The following is a 19,531-nucleotide window of genomic DNA, read 5'->3' as shown; positions in this document are numbered from 1 at the left end:
GGCGAATGCCATCTTTCTTAAGTGTCATTTCGAGTCCCAACATACGCTGCTATGCTATCAGCGGGTTTAAGGGACGAGAAATCTGTTATCGAAGCAAACGAAAAAACATGAAAACATTTACTATACTTCTAAGTTGCTTTCTGCTGGCGATGACATCCCACCAAGCCAATGTGGACATGCACATCACCCATGCCTTGTCCATTGACTCTCTGGGCGCCTGCCAGGGCGTGTCTTTCCAAAAGGACCGTCTGTTCTTATACGGCGACAGGGAAGTAGGCATGATCAGGGAATACACCCTGGCCGGCGACTCCATCGTATATACTAACAAAGAATACAGGCTAACACTGCATGACACGGATGTGATTAATCACCCCACCGGTATAGCGATCCATGATAAGCTACCTGTTTTCATCGGCAACAGTATCCGGCTGAATACGGCAGGCACGCAGTGGAAAGCAGTCATCTATTCCGTCAACTGGGAAGGGCTACTCAAAACCGGTACCCTGGATGGCAACCTGCTGAATACAATAGAAGACGACGCCTGCATACAGGGCACCAGACCTGAATACGTACAATACAACAACAAATGGTATGTAGCCACTGCCGATTATGGCGGAAAAGCCAACGAGGTAAGATTATATGATCCCGCCTTACTGGCGAAGGCCAAAAAGACTTCTGAAAAAGGCATCCTGGTTAAAAAGTTTACCTGCTCACCCTGGGTGCAAAACCTGCACTGGATACCCGGCAAAAACATACTGGTCTTAATACAGAACCAGGTAGAAGGCCGGAAATGGCGATTCACTTTCCTTGATCTTGAGAAGTCACTTGCCGCCGGTACAGAACAGGAGATCAAAGTAATAGATATCAATGAACGGCCCGATGAACTGGAAGGCTTTACGCTCCTCGGTAATACAATGAAAGGCATTGCCGCAAGCTCGTCCCGTAAGGACAACGCCAATATGATGGAAGTACGCTGGTAAGCCAGCGATAGGGTGAGTCGCCCTGCAGCACCACTATGAGCCATGCAAGGGCGGCCCACCCTGAAACAGATTGCTGCCACACGACCTCATTTCCTTATTACAAATAATAACTAATGCAAAAGAAAATTGCAACTGTCATCCCTTTGCCCAAAGGCAGGGGAGTGCTTCCGAAACTATTGTTCCTCCTGGTGACTGTGTTAGTCATCTGTTCAAACCCGCTACGGGCGCAAACAGGCACGGTGTCCGGTACCGTAACGACTGAAAATAATGAACCCCTGTCCGGGGCCAGTGTGCTGGCCAGGCAATCGGGGAAAGCAGTGATGACCGATGCCAAAGGGCAGTTTACTGTTGCTATTACTGCGAATGATGTGCTGGTGATCACCTATGCAGGTTATGCTGCACAGGAGATCCTGGTAGGAGAGAAGACGGTCGTGAATGTGAGACTGAAGGAAGATGCCAAAATGCTGGAAGAGGTTTCCATCGGTTACCAGCGCCTGCGCAAGAGTGATCTTACCGGCGCTGTTTCCAGTGTGAAGGCCAAAGAACTGACCCTTACTTCACCTACGCTCAGCCAGGCGCTGGTGGGAAAAGTGGCAGGCGTACAGGTGGCGCAGGTAAGTGGCGCACCTTATGCAGGCACGAAGATCAGGGTACGTGGTATTGGGTCTGTGAATGCCAGCTCTGAGCCGTTGTATGTAGTAGATGGTTATCCCGTGGGTGGTAATGTAAGCCAGGGCCCGGGCAATGGCACGAATGCCACCACTGGTTACAACCCCGGCACCTCCGGCAATGATATTTTCATCAATCCCGACGACATTGAGTCTATTGAAATATTGAAAGATGCGGCTTCTGCAGCTATCTATGGATCCCGCGCGGCTGCCGGTGTAGTGCTCATCACTACCAAACGCGGTAAACAAGGCAAGGGAAAACTTAACTACGATTATATGGCGGGCATCAACCAACTGGCCAAAAAGGTAGACATGCTGGATAGCTATGAGTTTGCCCGGTTATTTGTAGATGGCCGTAACGGCGCTTATAAAGATCAGGTGATTGCCAAAGGCATTACCTGGAATGATGCTTATTATTCTGATGACAATGCAGCCAGGATCGCCCGGCTGGGTTCCAATCCCGGTAATGTTACCATCATCAAAGCCTTGTATGATTTTCCCACCCAAACAGTATTGAAACCGCAGTACAATACCGACTGGCAGGATGAACTGTACCGCAATGCATTGATGCAGCGCCACAACGTGTCATTCTCCGGTGGCAACAACAATACCCGTTACCTGATCAGCGGCGGCTACCAGGACCAGGATGGTATCCTCAAATTCACCTACCAGAAACGCATTAACCTGCGCGCCAATATTGATGCAGATATAACACCCAGGCTGAAGGTAAGCTCCAGCATGTTTGTTACCGACATCAATAACCGCGAAGTACAGGAAGGCCGTTTCCACCAGGGACCTATCCTCGGTGCATTGGTATACATGCCTATTTTCCCGGTGTATAACGCCAATGGCTCTTATGCATTGGGCAATGCTGCTATTCCTATTGATGGTTATAACTATGCCTTCCAGGGTATTGAGAACCCAGTGGCCCTGGCCGACCGGGTGAAGATCACCCGTAAAGGTACCCGTGGCACTTACAATGCCAGTGCCTCCTATGAGTTCTTCCCCGGCCTCTCCGGTAAAGTGAACATCGGCGCACAAACCTACAATGAGAAATACGAGTACTATTATCCTACCAACCTGAGCAGTGGCGCCAATCCGCCCGGTTCACCGGCTGCTATCAGGGCAGCCAATACTTCTGCGCAAACCATCAACATGCTGGATAAGCTGGCCGAGTTCACGCTGAATTATAAAAAAGCCATCGGAAAAGGCAACCTGAATGTACTGGCCGGTTATTCGGCCCAGGAAACTACCAACGATATGGTGAGCGTAGGCGCCAATGGCCTTTCCAGTGACTATGTGCAGGAAATTACCGCCCGCGGCGCAGATGCCGCTAATTTTTATATCAACGGGGGAACCGGCAAATCGGTTACTACCCTTGTTTCTTACCTGGCGCGTGCTATCTATACCTACGATAATAAATACTTTGTTACCGGCTCTTTCCGGACTGATGCTTCTTCCCGCTTTGGTCCTGAGAATCGCTGGGGATATTTCCCTTCTGTATCAGCCGGCTGGAACCTCTCCAATGAAAAGTTCTATGGCGACTGGCTGGGCGCAGGTTCTACCATTAAGTTGCGTGCAAGCTGGGGACTTACCGGTAATAACAATATCGGTAATTACAACTACCAGCAGCCTATACAGCCTATGGGTGGCGCCGTATTTGGCAATACGGTGAATACGGCCTTTTCTCCCGGCAACCTGGCCGATCCGAAGCTGGGTTGGGAATCTACCTCCCAGTTCAACTTTGGCGCCGACCTCGGCTTGCTGAACAACCGCGTAAACCTCATGGTGAATTATTATATCAGTAAGTCGTACGATCTGCTGTTCAATCAGAATGTTACGGCCGGCTCGGGTTCTACCAAAGTGCTTACCAATCTGTCTGATGCGGATATCCGCAACAGGGGTATTGATGCGCAGGTGGATGTGAAGGTGATCAATACAAAAGACTTCAGTCTGAATTTGAGTGGTAATATTACCCACAATAAAAATGAAGTAGTGAGCCTGGGCGGCGCCAGCACCATCTTTACCGCCGGTGCCGAAAGGTCCTATATCACACACGCTACAATGGAAGGACAGCCTGTTGGCATGTTCTATGGTTTGCGCGTGGCAGGTATGGTACGCCAGTCGGACATGGCCAATATTGCTGCTGATAATGCCGCACTGCTGCCCAATAATACTTTCCCAACGGGGTATAAGCTGAAAGGGCCTCCCCGTTCTGTTTACTCCTCCACACCACTCAATCCCGGCGACCTGTATTTTGTAGATGTGAACGGTGATGGTATTGTGAATGAGGCCGACAAGCAGGTGATTGGTTCTCCCTATCCTGATTTCACTTATGGTTTCGGTTTGAGCGCCAGCTATAAGCAATTTGACTTTATGGCTTCTTTCAATGGCTCACAGGGTAATGATGTGATTGACGGGCAGGATTATTATATCAACAACATGGAAGGTTCCGGCAATAACTATGCAATTGTAAAGAACAGGTACCGTTCCGAAGCGCAGCCTGGTGACGGAAAGATCTACCGCGCCTCCCGTGGTGGTACACAAAGCAACAGTACCCGTCTCTCTGATTACTATTTGCAAGATGGTTCTTTCTTTCGCTGTACCAATATTACGCTGGGCTATAGCCTGGGCAACCTGGCCGTTGTGAAAAAACTGGGACTTAGTTCTCTAAGGGTGTATGGTAGTGTAGACAATGCGTTCACGATTACCAATTACCTGGGCTATAACCCCGAGGTAGATTATAACAATGGCACCAACCTGGCGCCGGGTGTTGACTATGGCAAATATCCGTTGATGCGTGCCTTTAACCTGGGCGTTAAAATGCAATTCTAATGGTCGAACAATCTAAACAATATTTTATGCGTAACATACTTGTAATAACAATAGGCTTAAGTATCGCAGGTGCATTAAGCTCCTGCAGCAAGAGCTTCCTGGAGCAGGATAATCCCAATGCGGTGCCGGTGGATGAAAACTTCCAGACAGAAAATGATGTGGCCCTGGCCGTAAATGGTGTGTATGAAGGGCTCAGAAGCTCCAACTGTATTGGAGAAGGCGCTTCCCTGTGGACCGATGACCGTTCGGATGATGTGAACAGCACCGATAACCAATCCAATAACGGCGAGCCCTTCCAGTTCACCAGCTTTTCCCTGGCGCCCATCAATACCTGGCTGCAAAATCACTGGACAGCGCTGTATGTACCCATTTCAAGGACCAACCTCGTGCTGTCAAAAATTGACTCTATTTCTTTTGCCAATGAGGGTACCAGAACGCAGTATAAGGCCGAGGTAAAGTTTATACGCGCCCTCATGTACTTCAACCTGGTACAGGAGTTTGGCGGCGTACCGCTGGTAACAGAAAGGTTAAGGTTTGATGAATTGCCCCAACATACTTTCCGGGATACGAAAGAGAATGTATATGCGCAGATCGTAGCCGACCTGAAGGATGTAGTAGCCAGCAACCTGCCCAATGTACAGACTGAAGCCAACAAGGGCCGTGTATCCATGCAGGCTGCCAATGGGTTACTGGGACAGGTGTACCTGAAGATGGCCACTGACCTGAGTGCTGATAAAACAACGAACCTGAACAATGCAAAGACTTATTTGCTGGCCTGCTACAATATGCGTGGGTTTACGAAACTGTCAGATATTCCTTTTGCCGAAGTATTTGATGTAACAAAAAAAGGCACCAACAAGGAGATCATTTGGCAGATTGCCTACAGGCAAGGCGATCCCAATTACAGCTCCAGGATTGCCGCCAATAACCAGGCGAGGGGAGAAACCATCAATTCCCTGTTTGCTTCTACCGGTGCAGGTGGTACGCTGACGGCCGATCTGCGGAAAGAGTTTGAAGTGGGTGACCTGCGTACGGATTTCTCGATCAAGTTCGCCAGCCATCCTTCGGTGCAGGCTTATTTCATTACCAAGTTCAGGGATAACAGCGCCGGCGCTACCAACCTCGGTTATGGTGGTAATGACTGGATCGTGTTGCGCTATGCCGATATCATCCTGAACCTGGCGGAAGTGCATATGCTGCTCAATGATGATGCTACCGCCATTCAATACCTCGATATGGTGCGGGAGCGGGCACAGCGTCCTTTGTATGCGGTGATGATGGCCGATCCGGTTTATGCGGCCAAATACCCCACGCTGAAACTGGCCATTTTGCATGAGCGCCGGATAGAGCTGGCTTTTGAGCACCACCGCTGGCATGATCTGCTGCGCTTCTTTACAAAGGAAGAGCTGGTGGCTTATTTCAAGGCCAAGAGCCAGGCGGATTACAACAATTCACCGCTCGCCAATATCACTACCAAAGACTATTATTTTCCTATACCCCTCAATGAATATAACCTGAACCCTGAGAAAATGTACCAGAATCCTGGCTACAATTAAACCAACCAAACGAAAGCCTTGTACCACAAGGTGGGTCACCCCGTGCCTGGCAATCCTGCCGGGTTCCGGGGTGATTCGTTTAAACAGGATCACCCCAGCCTTAGCAGCAGAATAGGCTGGTTTTAAACACTTTACCAATTTCATACCTTTCTCGCCGCTCCGGGAGGCTTGCAGCCTATTTTCGGACCTCCGGCCCGCTTTGCCCAATCTCATATATCCTTCCAATCTTTCCGCCTTAGCGCCTATATGTAGCCCATATCTTTCCCCTATCCGGCCTATAGTAAGCCCCTACTAAGCCCATAGTAAGCCGATATATCGAGGGTATCAGGAGCGTACCATAAGCGTACCTGGAGCGTACTTTAAGCGTAGGAAAAAGAAGCAAAAGCAGACAGATCGGTCCACAAGGACTCCTTGGGAAAAGTACCGGCAGGAAGAAAAAAGCAGCATATGTCGGAACGACTGATCATAAAGAAGTGAATAAATACGCGGGAATCGTGTTCTTGTAATTTAAGAGAAAATCTTGTTCTCTCCAAATAAACCGGTTCATCACCCAGCATAGCTAACCGCAATCCGTTTTGACCTGCCTTTTTGCGAATAGACAAACAGGTTAACTTCCTGTTAGAATTAGTTAATATCAGTCATGACTGTGCTCTCTTCCTTCGCTATCTTCATCACATACAGGATGTAATTACAGTTTTATTACCCACAACATTTATTTGATGCGCTATTTTTACGCAATTGTATGTCTATGCCTTGCCCTACAGGCAAGCGCCCAAAAGCAGGTATATATTCCACGGATCTTTTCTACAGACCCAGCGCTCAGTACCTGGTCGTACAACCGTTCGGTACAGTCGGAGAACTTTGTATGTTTCTGGGGCCCCGTAGTAGGTGAGCATCCTGAAACTTATACGGACCCCAATCTCCGGTTTACACCTGCGCAGGTACTGGACACATTGGAGAAGATCTATGACAAATTTGTACACGGGATCCGGTTCTGTAAAGACGACTCTACGACCAACCTGGGCAAGTACAAGATCATCGTGGTCATCAATGATACATGGCCGCCGGGAGGCCCTACGGGATGGGCTTTCGGCAGCAGTTATGATGAAGTGATCGGGGCCATGTGGGTACACCCGGGGGCGGTGCGTGATGGCGCTGTGCTCAGCCACGAGCTTACGCACTCGCTGCAGGGACAGAACAACATTGACCGCAACCTGGCCGGGGGATTCAGGAACCAGTCAACCGGTTCATTCTGGGAAACGCATGCCAACTTCATGCGATTGCAGCTATATCCACAGTTTGCGAAAGAAGATGTGCCCCGGTGGATGGCCACCCGCAGCTTCCAGTATTCTTCTACCCGCCATCACTATTGCGCGTTCAACCTCCTGCTCACGATACAGGAACTGGACAGCCTTGGTATGGTGAACCGGCTCTGGCAGGAGTCGGCTGCGAATGAACATCCCCTGATGACTTATCGCCGCCTGAAAGGCTGGACACAAAGTCAGTTGAATGATTTTATATGGGAATATGCGAAACGGGATGTCATTGCAGATTACAATGTGCTGGGAACAGGCGCTTACATACGCGCCGAACTGCGCCGCCTGCAAAATGCAGAACCGCATTATCTCTGGCGGCAATACACTCTATTAAAACGCGTGAACGACTCCCTGCCACGCTATGTGGTGCCAGATTATCACGCGCCGCAGGACTATGGTTATAATATCATTCCACTGCATCCTACCTGTGCCAACAGGATGGTAAAAGTGAAGTTCAAGGGACATGCAGAAGCGGCCGGTGCAGGCTGGCGGTATGGTTTTGTGGCAGTAAAGGCAGATGGTAAAACAGCGCGGTACAGCGCGTCATATACTGCCCCGGAAGGGGAAGTGACTTTCGCCATGCAGGAAGATGAAACAGCCCTTTACCTGGTGGTGTCAGGGGCACCGTCTTCACATACTACCTATGTGTGGGAGGCAGGTTTCCCCAAAATAAAAAGGTTCCCTTACGAGATCAGCATCGCCAATGCAGTACCCGAAGGGTACCAGACCGGTTACCGGGATGAATTCAGGTCGGCAGGCCATATCCATGCCAATGGTGGCGGCTGGGTAAGCAACAGTGCTACCGTGGATGCTTCCGTGTATGTAGGGCCCAAAGCTATTGTACGGGGCTCCTCACGGCTTACAGGCAATGTAAGGATAGAAGGTACCGCATGGGTAGAAAATGCCGTATTAAGCGATAACGTAGTGGTGAGTGGTAACGCCCAGGTGTTTGGTGGCACCCTCAGTGGCAGCGTACAGGTGACGGATAATGCCATCCTCAGCTACTGCACGGTATCGGGCAATGTGATCGCAAAAGACAATGCACTGGAGTGGGGTGTAACCCTGGGCAACGGGGTGGTTGTAGGTGGCGATGCGGAGATTGGCAGTTGCAGCAGTACCGGTGTATACTTGCAAACACCCAACTTTAACAATGGCCGCGCGGAATGTGATGGCAAGGGAGCTGCCGATGTTTCCAACATAGATATCAATCCTGCCTATACTTTATTCTCTGATGAGGTAATGGCTATCCGTGAATCGCCCGACTGTATTCCGGCAACATTTGTACAAAACCTTGCTTTAAGCGCCACGGCCACTACATCGTATGTGTCGCCCTGGGAGTCGCTGGCGGCCATCAAAGATGGTTTTACGCCTGCAGGCTCCGGCGATCGCGGGCATGGCGTATATGGCAACTGGAATAATCCCAATTCCTTTCAATGGGTGCAGTACGAATGGCCACAATCGTACCTGATCCATAAAACGGAGGTATACTGGTTTGATGATAACACAGGTGTGCGTATACCGGATACGGCTTATGTTGAATTCTGGAAAGACAATGCCTGGACTTCCCTGGGCAGCATACCCGTGCAGCGTGATGTATTCAATATCCTGTTGCCGGGCAGCATACGCACCAATAAAATACGGCTTTCTATGCGGAACAATGTACAATCTACCGGCATCATCGAATGGCGGGTATGGGGTTCAGATTCCGCCTTGCCGGCGCCCGGTTACCACCTGCTGTCATTTGCAGGCGCCCGCACAGATGGGGCGAACCAGTTGCAATGGGAAACATTAGCAGCAGATTCTATAGCACAGTACGAATTGGAGTATGGTACCGACAGCATACATTTTATTAAAGTAGCAACCATTGAAAAGAACCCCGCACAAAGCTACCGGGTAACACATGCCAGCAATAGCAGCAACAGCTACTACCGGTTGCGGCAGGTGTTCCTGTCGGGAAGCAGCCGCTACAGCGCTGTTGTGAAGATCAGTACAGTAGTGGAAAACCTGGCTATGCAAGCCACCGCATCCACTTCTTATGTATCACCCTGGGAAACGCTCGGCGCGGTAAACGATGGGTTTACCCCTTTGCATTCCGGTGATAAAAGTCATGGCGCTTATGGCAACTGGTACAATCCCGATTCGCTGCAATGGGTAGCCTACGAATGGCCGTCTAATGCTGTGCTTGATAAAGCAGAGATCTACTGGTTTGATGATGGTGGCGGCGTGCGCACACCCACCACGGCTTACCTCGAATATTGGGATGGCAATGCCTGGGTACGGGTAGCAGACGTGCCCCTGGGTAAAGACAGCTTCAACCAGGTATCCCTGCATAACCTGAATGCCAGCCGTTTGCGCGTAGTCATGAAAAACAATGTGGAATCTACCGGCATCCTGGAGTTCAGGGTATGGGGCTATTATTCATTGCCGGCGGCAGAAAGATTGATCGTACTGCATAAGGACCCGGCATCGGGCAAGCCTGTAGACAACACACTCTACAATCATCTACAGGTACAGAATGAAACCGGTGAAGCAGTGCCTTATAAGGACATCAGCGTTCGTTACTGGCTGACAGCGGAAGAATATGCCGCGATGACGAACCTGTATACCGACTATGCGCAGTTAGGAACAGGCAAAGTAAAAATGCGTTACGTAAAGCTGGCTGCACCATACGAAGGCGCTTACGGTTACCTCGAATACCGTTTCGACAGCACCGCCGGAAGCCTGGCTGCCTATGGAAATTCAGGGCCTATACAAACAAGGGCAGCAAAGAGTACCTGGACCAATTTTCAGAAAACGAACGACTATTCCTATACACCAGCCAGCGCCTATACGAAAAACGCGCGTATTACGGTGTACCAAAACAATGTATTGGTGGGTGGTACGGAGCCGTTGGAAATACCGGTAGTGAAAAGCCTGAAAGTGTACAGCAAAAATGCTGGTAACAATGCCAATACGGTTGCTCCCTGGTTAAAATTGAACAATGAAGGCAATGTGCCGGTCAATTATGCGGATATCACCATGCGTTACTGGTTTACCGCAGAAGGTAGCAGTGCCGTGAATTATTACCTGGACTATGCGGCTATGGGCAATGCATTCGTACATGGCAGGATTGTAAAACCTGCCTCCGCGCTCAATGGTGCAGACACCTACCTGGAGCTGTCTTTTATAGCGCCAGACAACCTGTATCCTGCCAGTACTACGGGTAATATCCAGCAGCGGATGGCAAAGAGCGACTGGAGTGTTTTCAACCAGGCAGATGATCATTCTTTCCGCCCGGAAGCTGCCTTCGGAGAGAATGCACACATCACCGTATATGTGAAAGGCGAACTGGTGTACGGGACAGAACCAGCGCCGGCAAGTGTTACACTATTGGCAACAGGTAAGACGGCTTCGACTTCTGCTTCAGCAGATGCAGATTTTACAGTAAGCCTGTTGCAAAACCCTGTACCTGGCAATGAAGTAAATGTGCAGGTGAGTGGTGCGGCAGGCCGCCGGTTGGAAATGGTGTTGACAGATGCTGCCGGCAGGGTGCTTGTTACAAGAAGTATACAATCGGCGTCTATGGTAGAAAAGCAACGGTTCTTACTGCAAGGCGCTCATGCAGGAATATTCTTTCTTACAGTGAATATGGATCAGCAGACGAAGACTGTTAAGGTCATCCGTTTGTAATGATCAGCAGGGAGGTTGTTGAGGTTGTAAGCTGAAGGCTACAACTTCAACAACCCCACCTTATGCAACGTATTCACTGGCTTATTGTCCCAGAACAGTTCGAAGTCTTCGAAGCCGGCGGCGCGGTAGCTGTCCATCACATCCTGTAGCGTGGATGTTTTGGGATTGGACACAGATAACTTTTCCAGCATGCCGGCCAGCCAGTCGCCCTGTTCACGGCCTACACTGATGCTGTACTTTTCTTTCTTGTCCTGGAAGGTGAGGGCCGTCATTTCCCAGCTATTGCCTTTCTTCGTTTTGGTGAAATGCTCTACAGCGGGTTGACGGCCCAGCCATACGATCTTGGTAGTGGGCTTGGCCGCTGTGTATTGATCCTGTGTGAGCACCTGGGCAATGTAGTCAGGCGCTACTTTTGTTTTGGGTACCTTAAAATCAAACCACTTTTGCAGGGGTTCATTCAGCCCGATGCCGTGCATATAATTCAGCAATGATTTCTTCAGTCCATAACTGAAGGTCTCATGGTCGGCCCCGGTTTCATCAACATGCACCAGGTCATTATTGGCAAAGCTGCCCACCAGCATACTTTCCCGGCGAACATTGAATTGCTCCGGCGCTAAGCCAACAGGACTATGTGCCGTCATGGTAAACAGGTGCCAGAAGGCTGATTGCAGGATGCCGGCGGCAAACATTTGCCGGATCATTTCGAGGGAGTCAACCGTTTCCTGGGCCGTTTGCGTGGGAAAGCCGTACATGAGGTAGGCGTGTACCATAATACCTGCCTCTGTAAAGTTGCGGTTCACCTGCGCTACCTGCGCTACGGTAATCCCTTTTTGTATCAGCTCCAGCAGACGGTCGCTGGCCACTTCCAGTCCGCCCGATACAGCAATGCAGCCACTTCGTTTCAGCAGCAGGCACAGGTCGCGGGTAAAGCTCTTTTCAAACCGGATATTCGTCCACCAGCTTACGGTAAGCCTGCGGCGGATGATCTCCAATGCCAGCGCACGCATCAGCGCCGGTGGCGCGGCCTCATCTACAAAGTGAAAACCGTTTTGGCCCGTTTGCGCAATGATCTCCTCCATGCGGTCGCAGAGCAGGGAAGCAGCGATGGGTTCATACAGCCGGATATAATCGAGCGAAATATCGCAGAAGGTGCATTTGCCCCAGTAACAACCATGTGCCATCGTGAGCTTATTCCAGCGGCCATCGCTCCACATGCGGTGCATGGGGTTCACCACTTCAATGGCAGAGATGTATTTATTCAGCGGGAAGTCACTGTAGTCAGGCGTACCTACCTGGCCTTGTTTATAATCAGTACAGGCTTTATTGTTGAAATAAGTCACCTGGCCATCAACCAGGGCGAAAGTACGTTTGAGTTCTTCTATTGTTTTCTTTCCTTCAATATGGTGTACCAGGTTTTCCAATGGCGCTTCACCATCATCGAGCGTGATAAAATCATAGCACTCAAATACGCGGGGATCAGAGAGTGATCGCAGCTCTGTATTGGCAAAGCCGCCGCCCATGACCACCTTCACTTGCGGATAATTTCGTTTCACCCATTGGCCGCAGCGCAGGGAAGTATACAGATTGCCGGGGAAAGGCACAGAGATAGCTACCAGCTTTGGCTGCACCGATTGCAGGTGCTCCTGCAGGATACTGATCAGTAACTGGTCAATATACGTGTACTCTTTTTGCAGGGCGGCATACAGTTCATCAAAACTGTTGGCGGAGCGGCCCAATCGTTCTGCATAGCGACTGAAGCCGAAATGCTCATCCACACATTCGCGGATCAGGTCGGAGAGGTCTTCCAGATACATCGTGGCGAGGTGCTTGGCCTTGTCCTGGTTGCCCATAGAGCCGAAAGCCCAGTCCAGGTCTTCCAATTGGGCAAAACGGCTGGCTTCGGGCAGGAAATCACGTTTGCAGATGCGGTGGGCGAGGGTAGGGTTGCTGCCCTGTAAAAAGTGGATTACATCATCAATGGTATCAATATAATCGTTTTGCAGGGCGATGATGCGGGCAGTATTCTCAGATAGTGCAGTAGGGGTGTTGCTGTTGATGCGGGTAAATAGTTCCTGCAATCCGGTACGGCTGAACAGCGCCAGGGTCACCTCAATACCCAAGTCGGCCTGGAAAGCGCTGATCTGCCGGGTATTCAGGAACCCCTTCAGGTAAGCGGTAGCCGGGTAGGGCGTATTCAGTTGCGTAAAAGGCGGTGTCAGCAAAAACACAGTAGCACTCAAATCAGGTAATTTTGGGGCAAAATTAGTTGAAAAAGATGGCAAGACGTAAGCTGTTGGTTTTTAATATGTTTCCCTTGGATACCAGTTCAACAATTACCCCAGCCCCTGCTTTATTGACAAAAAGACTTACATATAAAATAAAACAAAATACAGCATTCGTTAGCGTTAGTGTCATTTTCTGGTTTAAATTCATTGTACGGGATAACCATTACACAGTTTTCATTCCGATTAAACCTTAGTCACATGAAAGTAAGCTCAGGTGTTACTTATGCCTTAATGGCTATGTTATTCTCCTTTCCTGCTTTATCACAGCCTGCCGATACCGCCATGGGCAAAATCGTTTACCAGGAACAACTTGCCTACAGTGGTGATTCCAATACAACCGGCCTTACGTATTTTACCAAAACCATGTTCCTGTACATTGGCCGGTCAACCGCCATCTATCAATCCGGGATAAGCGATTACAAAGCATCCGAAAAGGTATTTTACCAGGGAATTGACTCCAACCAGGTAGACAAGAATGCAGTGGCCAAACAGGTAGAAGAACGGCTGGCCGGTGTGGCCCTTCCGGCAACAGGCACGCAGTTCTTAAAAAACTACAACAGCGACCTGCTTACCATTCATCAAACGGCTTTCGGAGAGGAATTCCTGATCTCAGATACCCTGGCGCCCATCAAATGGAACATTACGGCCGAAACCAAAAACATTGCCTCCTTTGAATGCCGTAAAGCTACCGGCATTTTCAGGGGAAGGAATTATACAGCCTGGTTTACCACAGACATACCTGTTAGTGCAGGACCCTGGAAACTGGGCGGGCTGCCGGGCCTTATATTGCAGGCAGAAGACGACAAGCACCAGGTAGCTTTTACGGCCGTCAAAATCAGCCTGCCTTCTCCTGAAAAACTGTTGCTGGCCAACCACTTCACCGGCAAAAAAGTGTCGAGGGAACAATTCAGGAAATTCACTGCACAAAAGCAGGAAGACCGGCAAAAAATGGCGGCTGCCAACACCATGCCCGGGGTCAGGCTTAATGTATCCACCCGGAAGATTGTAGCCCTTGAACTAGACCTGGCTCTCTGATCAGCATACCTTCTTACTACCCCCTGATTCAACAAATAGGAAAGTCGTCCTGCATTTTTCCTAACAATCTAAAACCTTCGTTTTATGAGAAAATCTATTATGCTCCTGGTAGCCGTATTGGCCATCGGGGTGTCCACATTGGCCAAAACAAGTGTTCAACCGGTCATTTTAACACAGGAATCAAAAGAAACCCTCAAAGACCGTATCCTTGCTGAACTCTCCCTCGATGCCAAGGCGCCTAATGTTGTTATCAACTTCCATGAAGGCAAACCCGCATCATTGGCCAATAACCAGGCAACATCAGTGAAGGTGTTGCGCAAGGTAAAGCCGGATACTTGTATAGACATCTGGATATTTGAATGGGATATCTATGATGAAAACGGCGAGTACGTTGGTACCGTAGTAGAAATCTGGATCATCGAATACGACTGCCCTCAAGAGCCGCAACCCTAATAGTTAGCAACAACAACAAACAAGGACGGCTTTCCTTTTGTTTAAACCACACCTGCAACAAGCCACATTAACCTTAATTAACCTATCTGCCTCCCACAAATACACGATTTGTTTGTATTTTAGAAAGCATTCCGGTATCCGATCCCGTTAACCTTAACTAACCGGCAATATGCTGAAGCGCCTGTTCATCATCGCCCTCTTTTGCTACCTGTCCTGTGAAGCACTGGCACAGCCTCAACGCTTTTCCGGGACAGTCAGGGACACTGCCGGCATAGCCCTGTCCAACGCCAGCGTGTTGCTGAAATATACCCTGAACAATGAAGACAAGGTGCTCTACGCTTTATCAGACAGCGCCGGCCGCTTTTCCTTTACATTCACGGCCGCTTTTACCCACCCGGTGCTGGAAATTACCATGCTTGGTTTTAAAAAGCATGTAGCTCCTATCAACCTGTACAAAGACGAAGTGGAGATCAGGCTCTCTGCAGCCGGCAGCCTACTGCCCAGCGTAGTGGTCACCAATAATTTCGGCATACGGGTAAATGGAGACACCACCACCTTTTCTATCAGCCGGTTCAGCAATAAAAATGAACAGAGTGTGGAAGACCTGCTGAAAAAAATACCGGGGTTTGATGTAGACAATGATGGCAATATTAAATTCAATGGCCGCCTGATTGAAAAAGTACTGATTGAAGGAGACGACCTGTATGGGAGCGACTTCAAAATGCTGACACGCAATCTTTCGCCGGATGCTGTAGAACAGGTACAGGCTATTGACAATTACAATGACAATCCTTTGCTGAAAGGACTCGTGAATACCAACAAACAGGTGCTGAACCTGAAGCTCAAAAAAAAGGTATTGCTGAGCGGGAATACGGATCTCGGAGGGGGCGTGCCGGGAGGGAAATACGACAACCGGATCAACCTCTTATCGATTACGCCGGCGGCGAAAATCACCGTACTGGGCAACATGAACAATATTGGCGTAAGCCCTTTCTCCTTTACAGCCAGCGACAAACCCGACCCCGTAAGCATGAGCCGCAGTTTTGAAACAACGGCAGAAAAAATAACCCCCATTGCAGCCAGCGCCGAACTGAACTACCAGGGGATAGATGCCAAACGCAGCAATATCAACAACGCAAAGATCATCAACGCCGGCTTCCTGGTCCGCCCGGTCAAAGACCTCTCCATCAAAGGGGGGATGTACCTGATAGGAGAAAAGACCATACAGCAACAGTGGCGCGACATTACTTATCTGACCAATACGCCGGCAGTACATTTCACAGAATCCACCGCCCTGAACAAGCAACAATCATTCAGTGCCGCCAGGCTGGAAATGTCTTATATGCGGCGCAACAAGCAGTTGTTTGAGTATGATTTCAAATACGAGCGCGGTTCCATTGACCACCGTGCAGACATGTTGCTAAGCAGCGGTAATCTTTTCACCACGCTGGCTACCGACAAAATACATGTAGAAAACCGCTTTCACTATACCAACCGGTTCTCTTCCAATACGGCGCTGGACGCGGAGATCCTGTACAACCGGAACAAGGTACCGCAGCATCTCTACATCACACCATTGACCTATGCGGCTGAAATAGGGTTTCACCCCGATACCATTCATTCCCTGCGCCAGGAAAGCAATTTTCCTTTGCAACAGCTTTCCGTGAACACGCATCTTGCAGGCGCGGCTAACAACTGGAACTATACCCTCAACCTCGGCTATAACCACTTCAACAGGGATTTTAATACCGGTATCTATGGCATCGATAGTACGGGCAACGCGCTCCCCGCCGGCAAGCCTTATATGACAGACTATCTTATGCGTGACCAGTCTATCTTCACAACACTCTCTCTGCGATATAAAACCGGCAACATTAAATTTGATGGCAGCAGTACCCTTACAAAAGGGAAATACGAATGGGCCGTTACAGCCAGCAACTATACCTTATTCAAACACCGTTTTACCACCTCGTATCAATTTAAAAAGGGAGGCGCCCTCAATGCCATCTATACCTGGCAAAGAGAACTGCCGGCCGCTTTCGATCTTGTGCCTGCCTGGTGGATGGCCGGCTACCGCAACCTCCGCAAAGGCGCCAGCCAGTTTTCACCTGCTACCGGGCATATCTTTAGCCTCAACTATGCGCTTTCGGATTTCTTCAAAAGACAATTACTCGCCTATTGTGGTGTAGTATACACGATAAAGGGGGAAAGATATATAGAAGACATTCTCTCTACGGCCAGGTATCAAAAAACAGAAACAATACCTTATGCATTTACCAATAGGTATTTTATTGCCTATGCCAGGCTGGAAAAATACATCCGGCCCTTCAGCGGCAACCTGATACTGGATGTAAACAGTACATGGGGCAATTACCTGAACAGGAGTAATGCAATCGACAACTATATCCGTTTTAATACCAGCGATATAAAACTGGGTTTTAAATCCGTATGGACAGGCGTCAACATACTGGTACAGTCGAATCTAAAACTCCGCCGTCAGACAATGAACAGCAACCAGTTTAAAAAGACCAACAACAACCTGTACCAGGAAAACAGGGTCAGCCTGTATTACATGCCAGGGCAACGGTTAAATGTCGAATGCAAAGCAGAATATTACGTCATGCCCAACGGAAACACACATCAATCATACCTTTTCCTCGATTTCAACGTGCAATACGCCCTCATCAAAGACAAGCTCGTATTGAATGGCATCGGAAGCAATCTTTCCAACGTCCATGCCCTTACCTTCAACACCATTACACCTACGCAGGTTTCTACCCAAAGGTATAACCTGCTGGAACGCTACTTCATGATAAAGGTCCATTACGCTTTTTAGTCCTTATCAACCGATACACTGGATCTGATATAGCCAAAATTGTCAAATCTGCATCTGTTCCGAAACTGGTAAAACCTGTTACTTTGTATTTCACCAACATGCTCATTATGGAAGTAAAGCCCTTTACTGAAGCAGAGATACAAGCATTCAGGGCGGATACCAAAGGCACGGCAGAACGCATTCACCTGAACAACGCGGGCGCCGCTTTGCCGCCGGATATCGTTGTGAATGCCATGGTTGATTTCCTCCGGGAAGAAGCCTTGTACGGCGGTTATGAAACAGAAGCCAAATACCGCACGCAACTGGATCATACGCATACCCTGATTGCGCAACTTATTCAGGCACATCCCGATGAGATAGCCCTGGTGGAGAATGCCAGTGCTGCGTGGGACATTGCTTTTAATGGGTTGGACTTTAAACAGGGCGACGAAGTGATCACTTCTGAAATGGAATATGCTTCCAATGTGCTGGGCTTACTGAATGCACAAAAGCTTTACGGCATTGTCATTAAAATGATCCCCAATGATGCCGAAGGTAATTTCCCGGTAAGCGCATTGGAGGCAGCCATTACTGCCCGGACAAAGTTAATCGCCGTTACGCACATTCCTTCCACAGCCGGGAATGTACTGCCAGCCGCCGAGATAGGTGAGGTGGCCCGGAAACACAATATTGTATATTTATTAGACGCCTGCCAGTCGGTGGGCCAAATGCCGGTAGATGTACAGGCCATAGGCTGCGATATGCTGGCTGTAACAGGACGCAAGTACCTGCGCGGGCCGCGTGGTTCCGGCTTTTTGTATGTACGCCGGCAAATGCTGGATAAGCTAAAACTGTTGTTCTTTGATGGCCGCACCGTTACCAGTATGGATCAGCAGGGATTCGTGGTGCGGGAGGATGCACGGCGTTTTGAATGGTATGAAAAGAACTTTGCAGTGATGATGGGCCTTCAGAAAGCCGTGGAGTATGCGTTGAACATAGACGTAGAACGGATATGGCAACGGATACAGCAATTAGCATTTTTGTTCCGGCAACACCTCCGGGAATTGGAGGGTATTACAGTGCATGACCAGGGCGATGAACTTTGTGGCATCGTCACCTTTTCAATAGCCGGTGTACCGGCAGCGGAAGTCAGGGCAAAACTGGCGGCCAGGAATATGAACGTCAATATCGGCTTTGCCAAATCCACGCTCTATTACATGAATCGGAAAGGGTTGGATGGTATCGTACGGGCATCCGTTCATTATTACAATACGGAAGAAGAAATAGAAAAGGTTTGCCTCGAATTGCGTGCAATAAGTCAACAGAACGCTTATAAAACACTATTATGAGTACCTCAAAATGGTTCGGGCGGAAGTTTGATTTCAGCTTTGGCCCGGATGAATATACCTCCATTTATCAACGCCTCCAACAGGCGCCGGATATCCTGGCACAACTGTTAACCAGTATACCAGAACACATTCTGACGCATCAGCCGGATGGTAAATGGTCTGTGAAAGAGCATACAGGGCACCTTTCCGTGCTGGAGCCTCTATGGCGTACCCGCATGCACGATATACTGGAACAAAAACCGGTGTTGACTGCTACAGACCTTGAAAACAAAGCAACGTCTGAAGCCGGTTTTAATAAAGACGCTATTACAGCGCTGCTCGAAAAATTCCTTGCAGAAAGAAGGGCCACTATAGAACTCCTGGATAGCATCAATGTGCCGGGCAACGGCCAAACAAGCATGCATCCCCGCTTACAGCAGCCCATGCGCATCATTGATATAGCGTATTTCACCGCAGAGCATGATGACCATCATATTGCAGTTATACAGGAACTTGTTAAAGGAAGATAATAGTTAGCCAATGTACATGCTGATCCTTTTATAAGTATAGCCTACATTTAGGCAATCAGCC

Annotated in this window: 10 protein-coding genes; 9 read left to right on the top strand and 1 reads right to left on the bottom strand. The window is 49.2% G+C overall.

Translation table 11 applies throughout. The annotated features are described in order from the left end of the window. The first annotated feature begins 107 nt into the window (after positions 1-107). The 4 genes from HB364_RS27395 (at position 108) to HB364_RS27380 (ending at position 11,024) form a co-directional block, all read left to right on the top strand. Positions 108-980 (top strand): hypothetical protein, encoded by an 873-nt coding sequence (locus tag HB364_RS27395; protein ID WP_167291603.1) that lies wholly within the window; start codon positions 108-110, stop codon positions 978-980. 113 nt (positions 981-1,093) lie between these two features. Next, positions 1,094-4,483, top strand: a complete 3,390-nt coding sequence (locus HB364_RS27390; RefSeq protein ID WP_167291602.1) for a SusC/RagA family TonB-linked outer membrane protein — start codon at positions 1,094-1,096, stop codon at positions 4,481-4,483. A 26-nt stretch (positions 4,484-4,509) separates the two neighbouring features. Beyond that, positions 4,510-6,039, top strand: a complete 1,530-nt coding sequence (locus HB364_RS27385) for a RagB/SusD family nutrient uptake outer membrane protein (RefSeq protein ID WP_167291601.1) — start codon at positions 4,510-4,512, stop codon at positions 6,037-6,039. Between the two features lie 719 nt (positions 6,040-6,758). Then, positions 6,759-11,024, top strand: a complete 4,266-nt coding sequence (locus HB364_RS27380) for a DUF6055 domain-containing protein (RefSeq protein ID WP_167291600.1) — start codon at positions 6,759-6,761, stop codon at positions 11,022-11,024. Positions 11,025-11,062: 38 nt separating this feature from the next. Here the strand turns inward: HB364_RS27380 and HB364_RS27375 are convergent, their stop codons facing one another. Beyond that, on the bottom strand, positions 11,063-13,264 hold the full coding sequence (locus tag HB364_RS27375; RefSeq protein WP_167291599.1) for a B12-binding domain-containing radical SAM protein: 2,202 nt from the start codon (positions 13,262-13,264) through the stop codon (positions 11,063-11,065). Positions 13,265-13,507: 243 nt separating this feature from the next. Between HB364_RS27375 and HB364_RS27370 the strand changes: the two genes are divergently transcribed. The 5 genes from HB364_RS27370 (at position 13,508) to HB364_RS27350 (ending at position 19,470) form a co-directional block, all read left to right on the top strand. Continuing rightward, the gene (locus HB364_RS27370; protein WP_167291598.1) at positions 13,508-14,344 is read left to right on the top strand and encodes a GLPGLI family protein; all 837 of its coding nucleotides are present in this window, start codon (positions 13,508-13,510) and stop codon (positions 14,342-14,344) included. An 84-nt stretch (positions 14,345-14,428) separates the two neighbouring features. Continuing rightward, on the top strand, positions 14,429-14,797 hold the full coding sequence (locus HB364_RS27365) for a PRC-barrel domain-containing protein (protein ID WP_167291597.1): 369 nt from the start codon (positions 14,429-14,431) through the stop codon (positions 14,795-14,797). Between the two features lie 169 nt (positions 14,798-14,966). Next, positions 14,967-17,633 (top strand): carboxypeptidase-like regulatory domain-containing protein, encoded by a 2,667-nt coding sequence (locus tag HB364_RS27360; protein ID WP_167291596.1) that lies wholly within the window; start codon positions 14,967-14,969, stop codon positions 17,631-17,633. A gap of 83 nt (positions 17,634-17,716) precedes the next feature. Then, complete coding sequence (locus HB364_RS27355) at positions 17,717-18,961, top strand: aminotransferase class V-fold PLP-dependent enzyme (RefSeq protein WP_246228627.1); 1,245 nt, start codon at positions 17,717-17,719, stop codon at positions 18,959-18,961. Further along, a complete protein-coding gene (locus HB364_RS27350; RefSeq protein ID WP_167291595.1) occupies positions 18,958-19,470 on the top strand; it encodes a DinB family protein in 513 nt (170 codons plus the stop codon). Before HB364_RS27355 ends, HB364_RS27350 begins: the two co-directional genes overlap by 4 nt. Positions 19,471-19,531 lie beyond the last annotated feature (61 nt).

This window comes from Paraflavitalea devenefica, assembly GCF_011759375.1.
GTDB classification, from domain to species: Bacteria; Bacteroidota; Bacteroidia; order Chitinophagales; family Chitinophagaceae; genus Paraflavitalea; species Paraflavitalea devenefica.
Note: the sequence above shows the minus strand (reverse complement) of the source record. Positions and strands in the feature narration are given on the sequence as shown.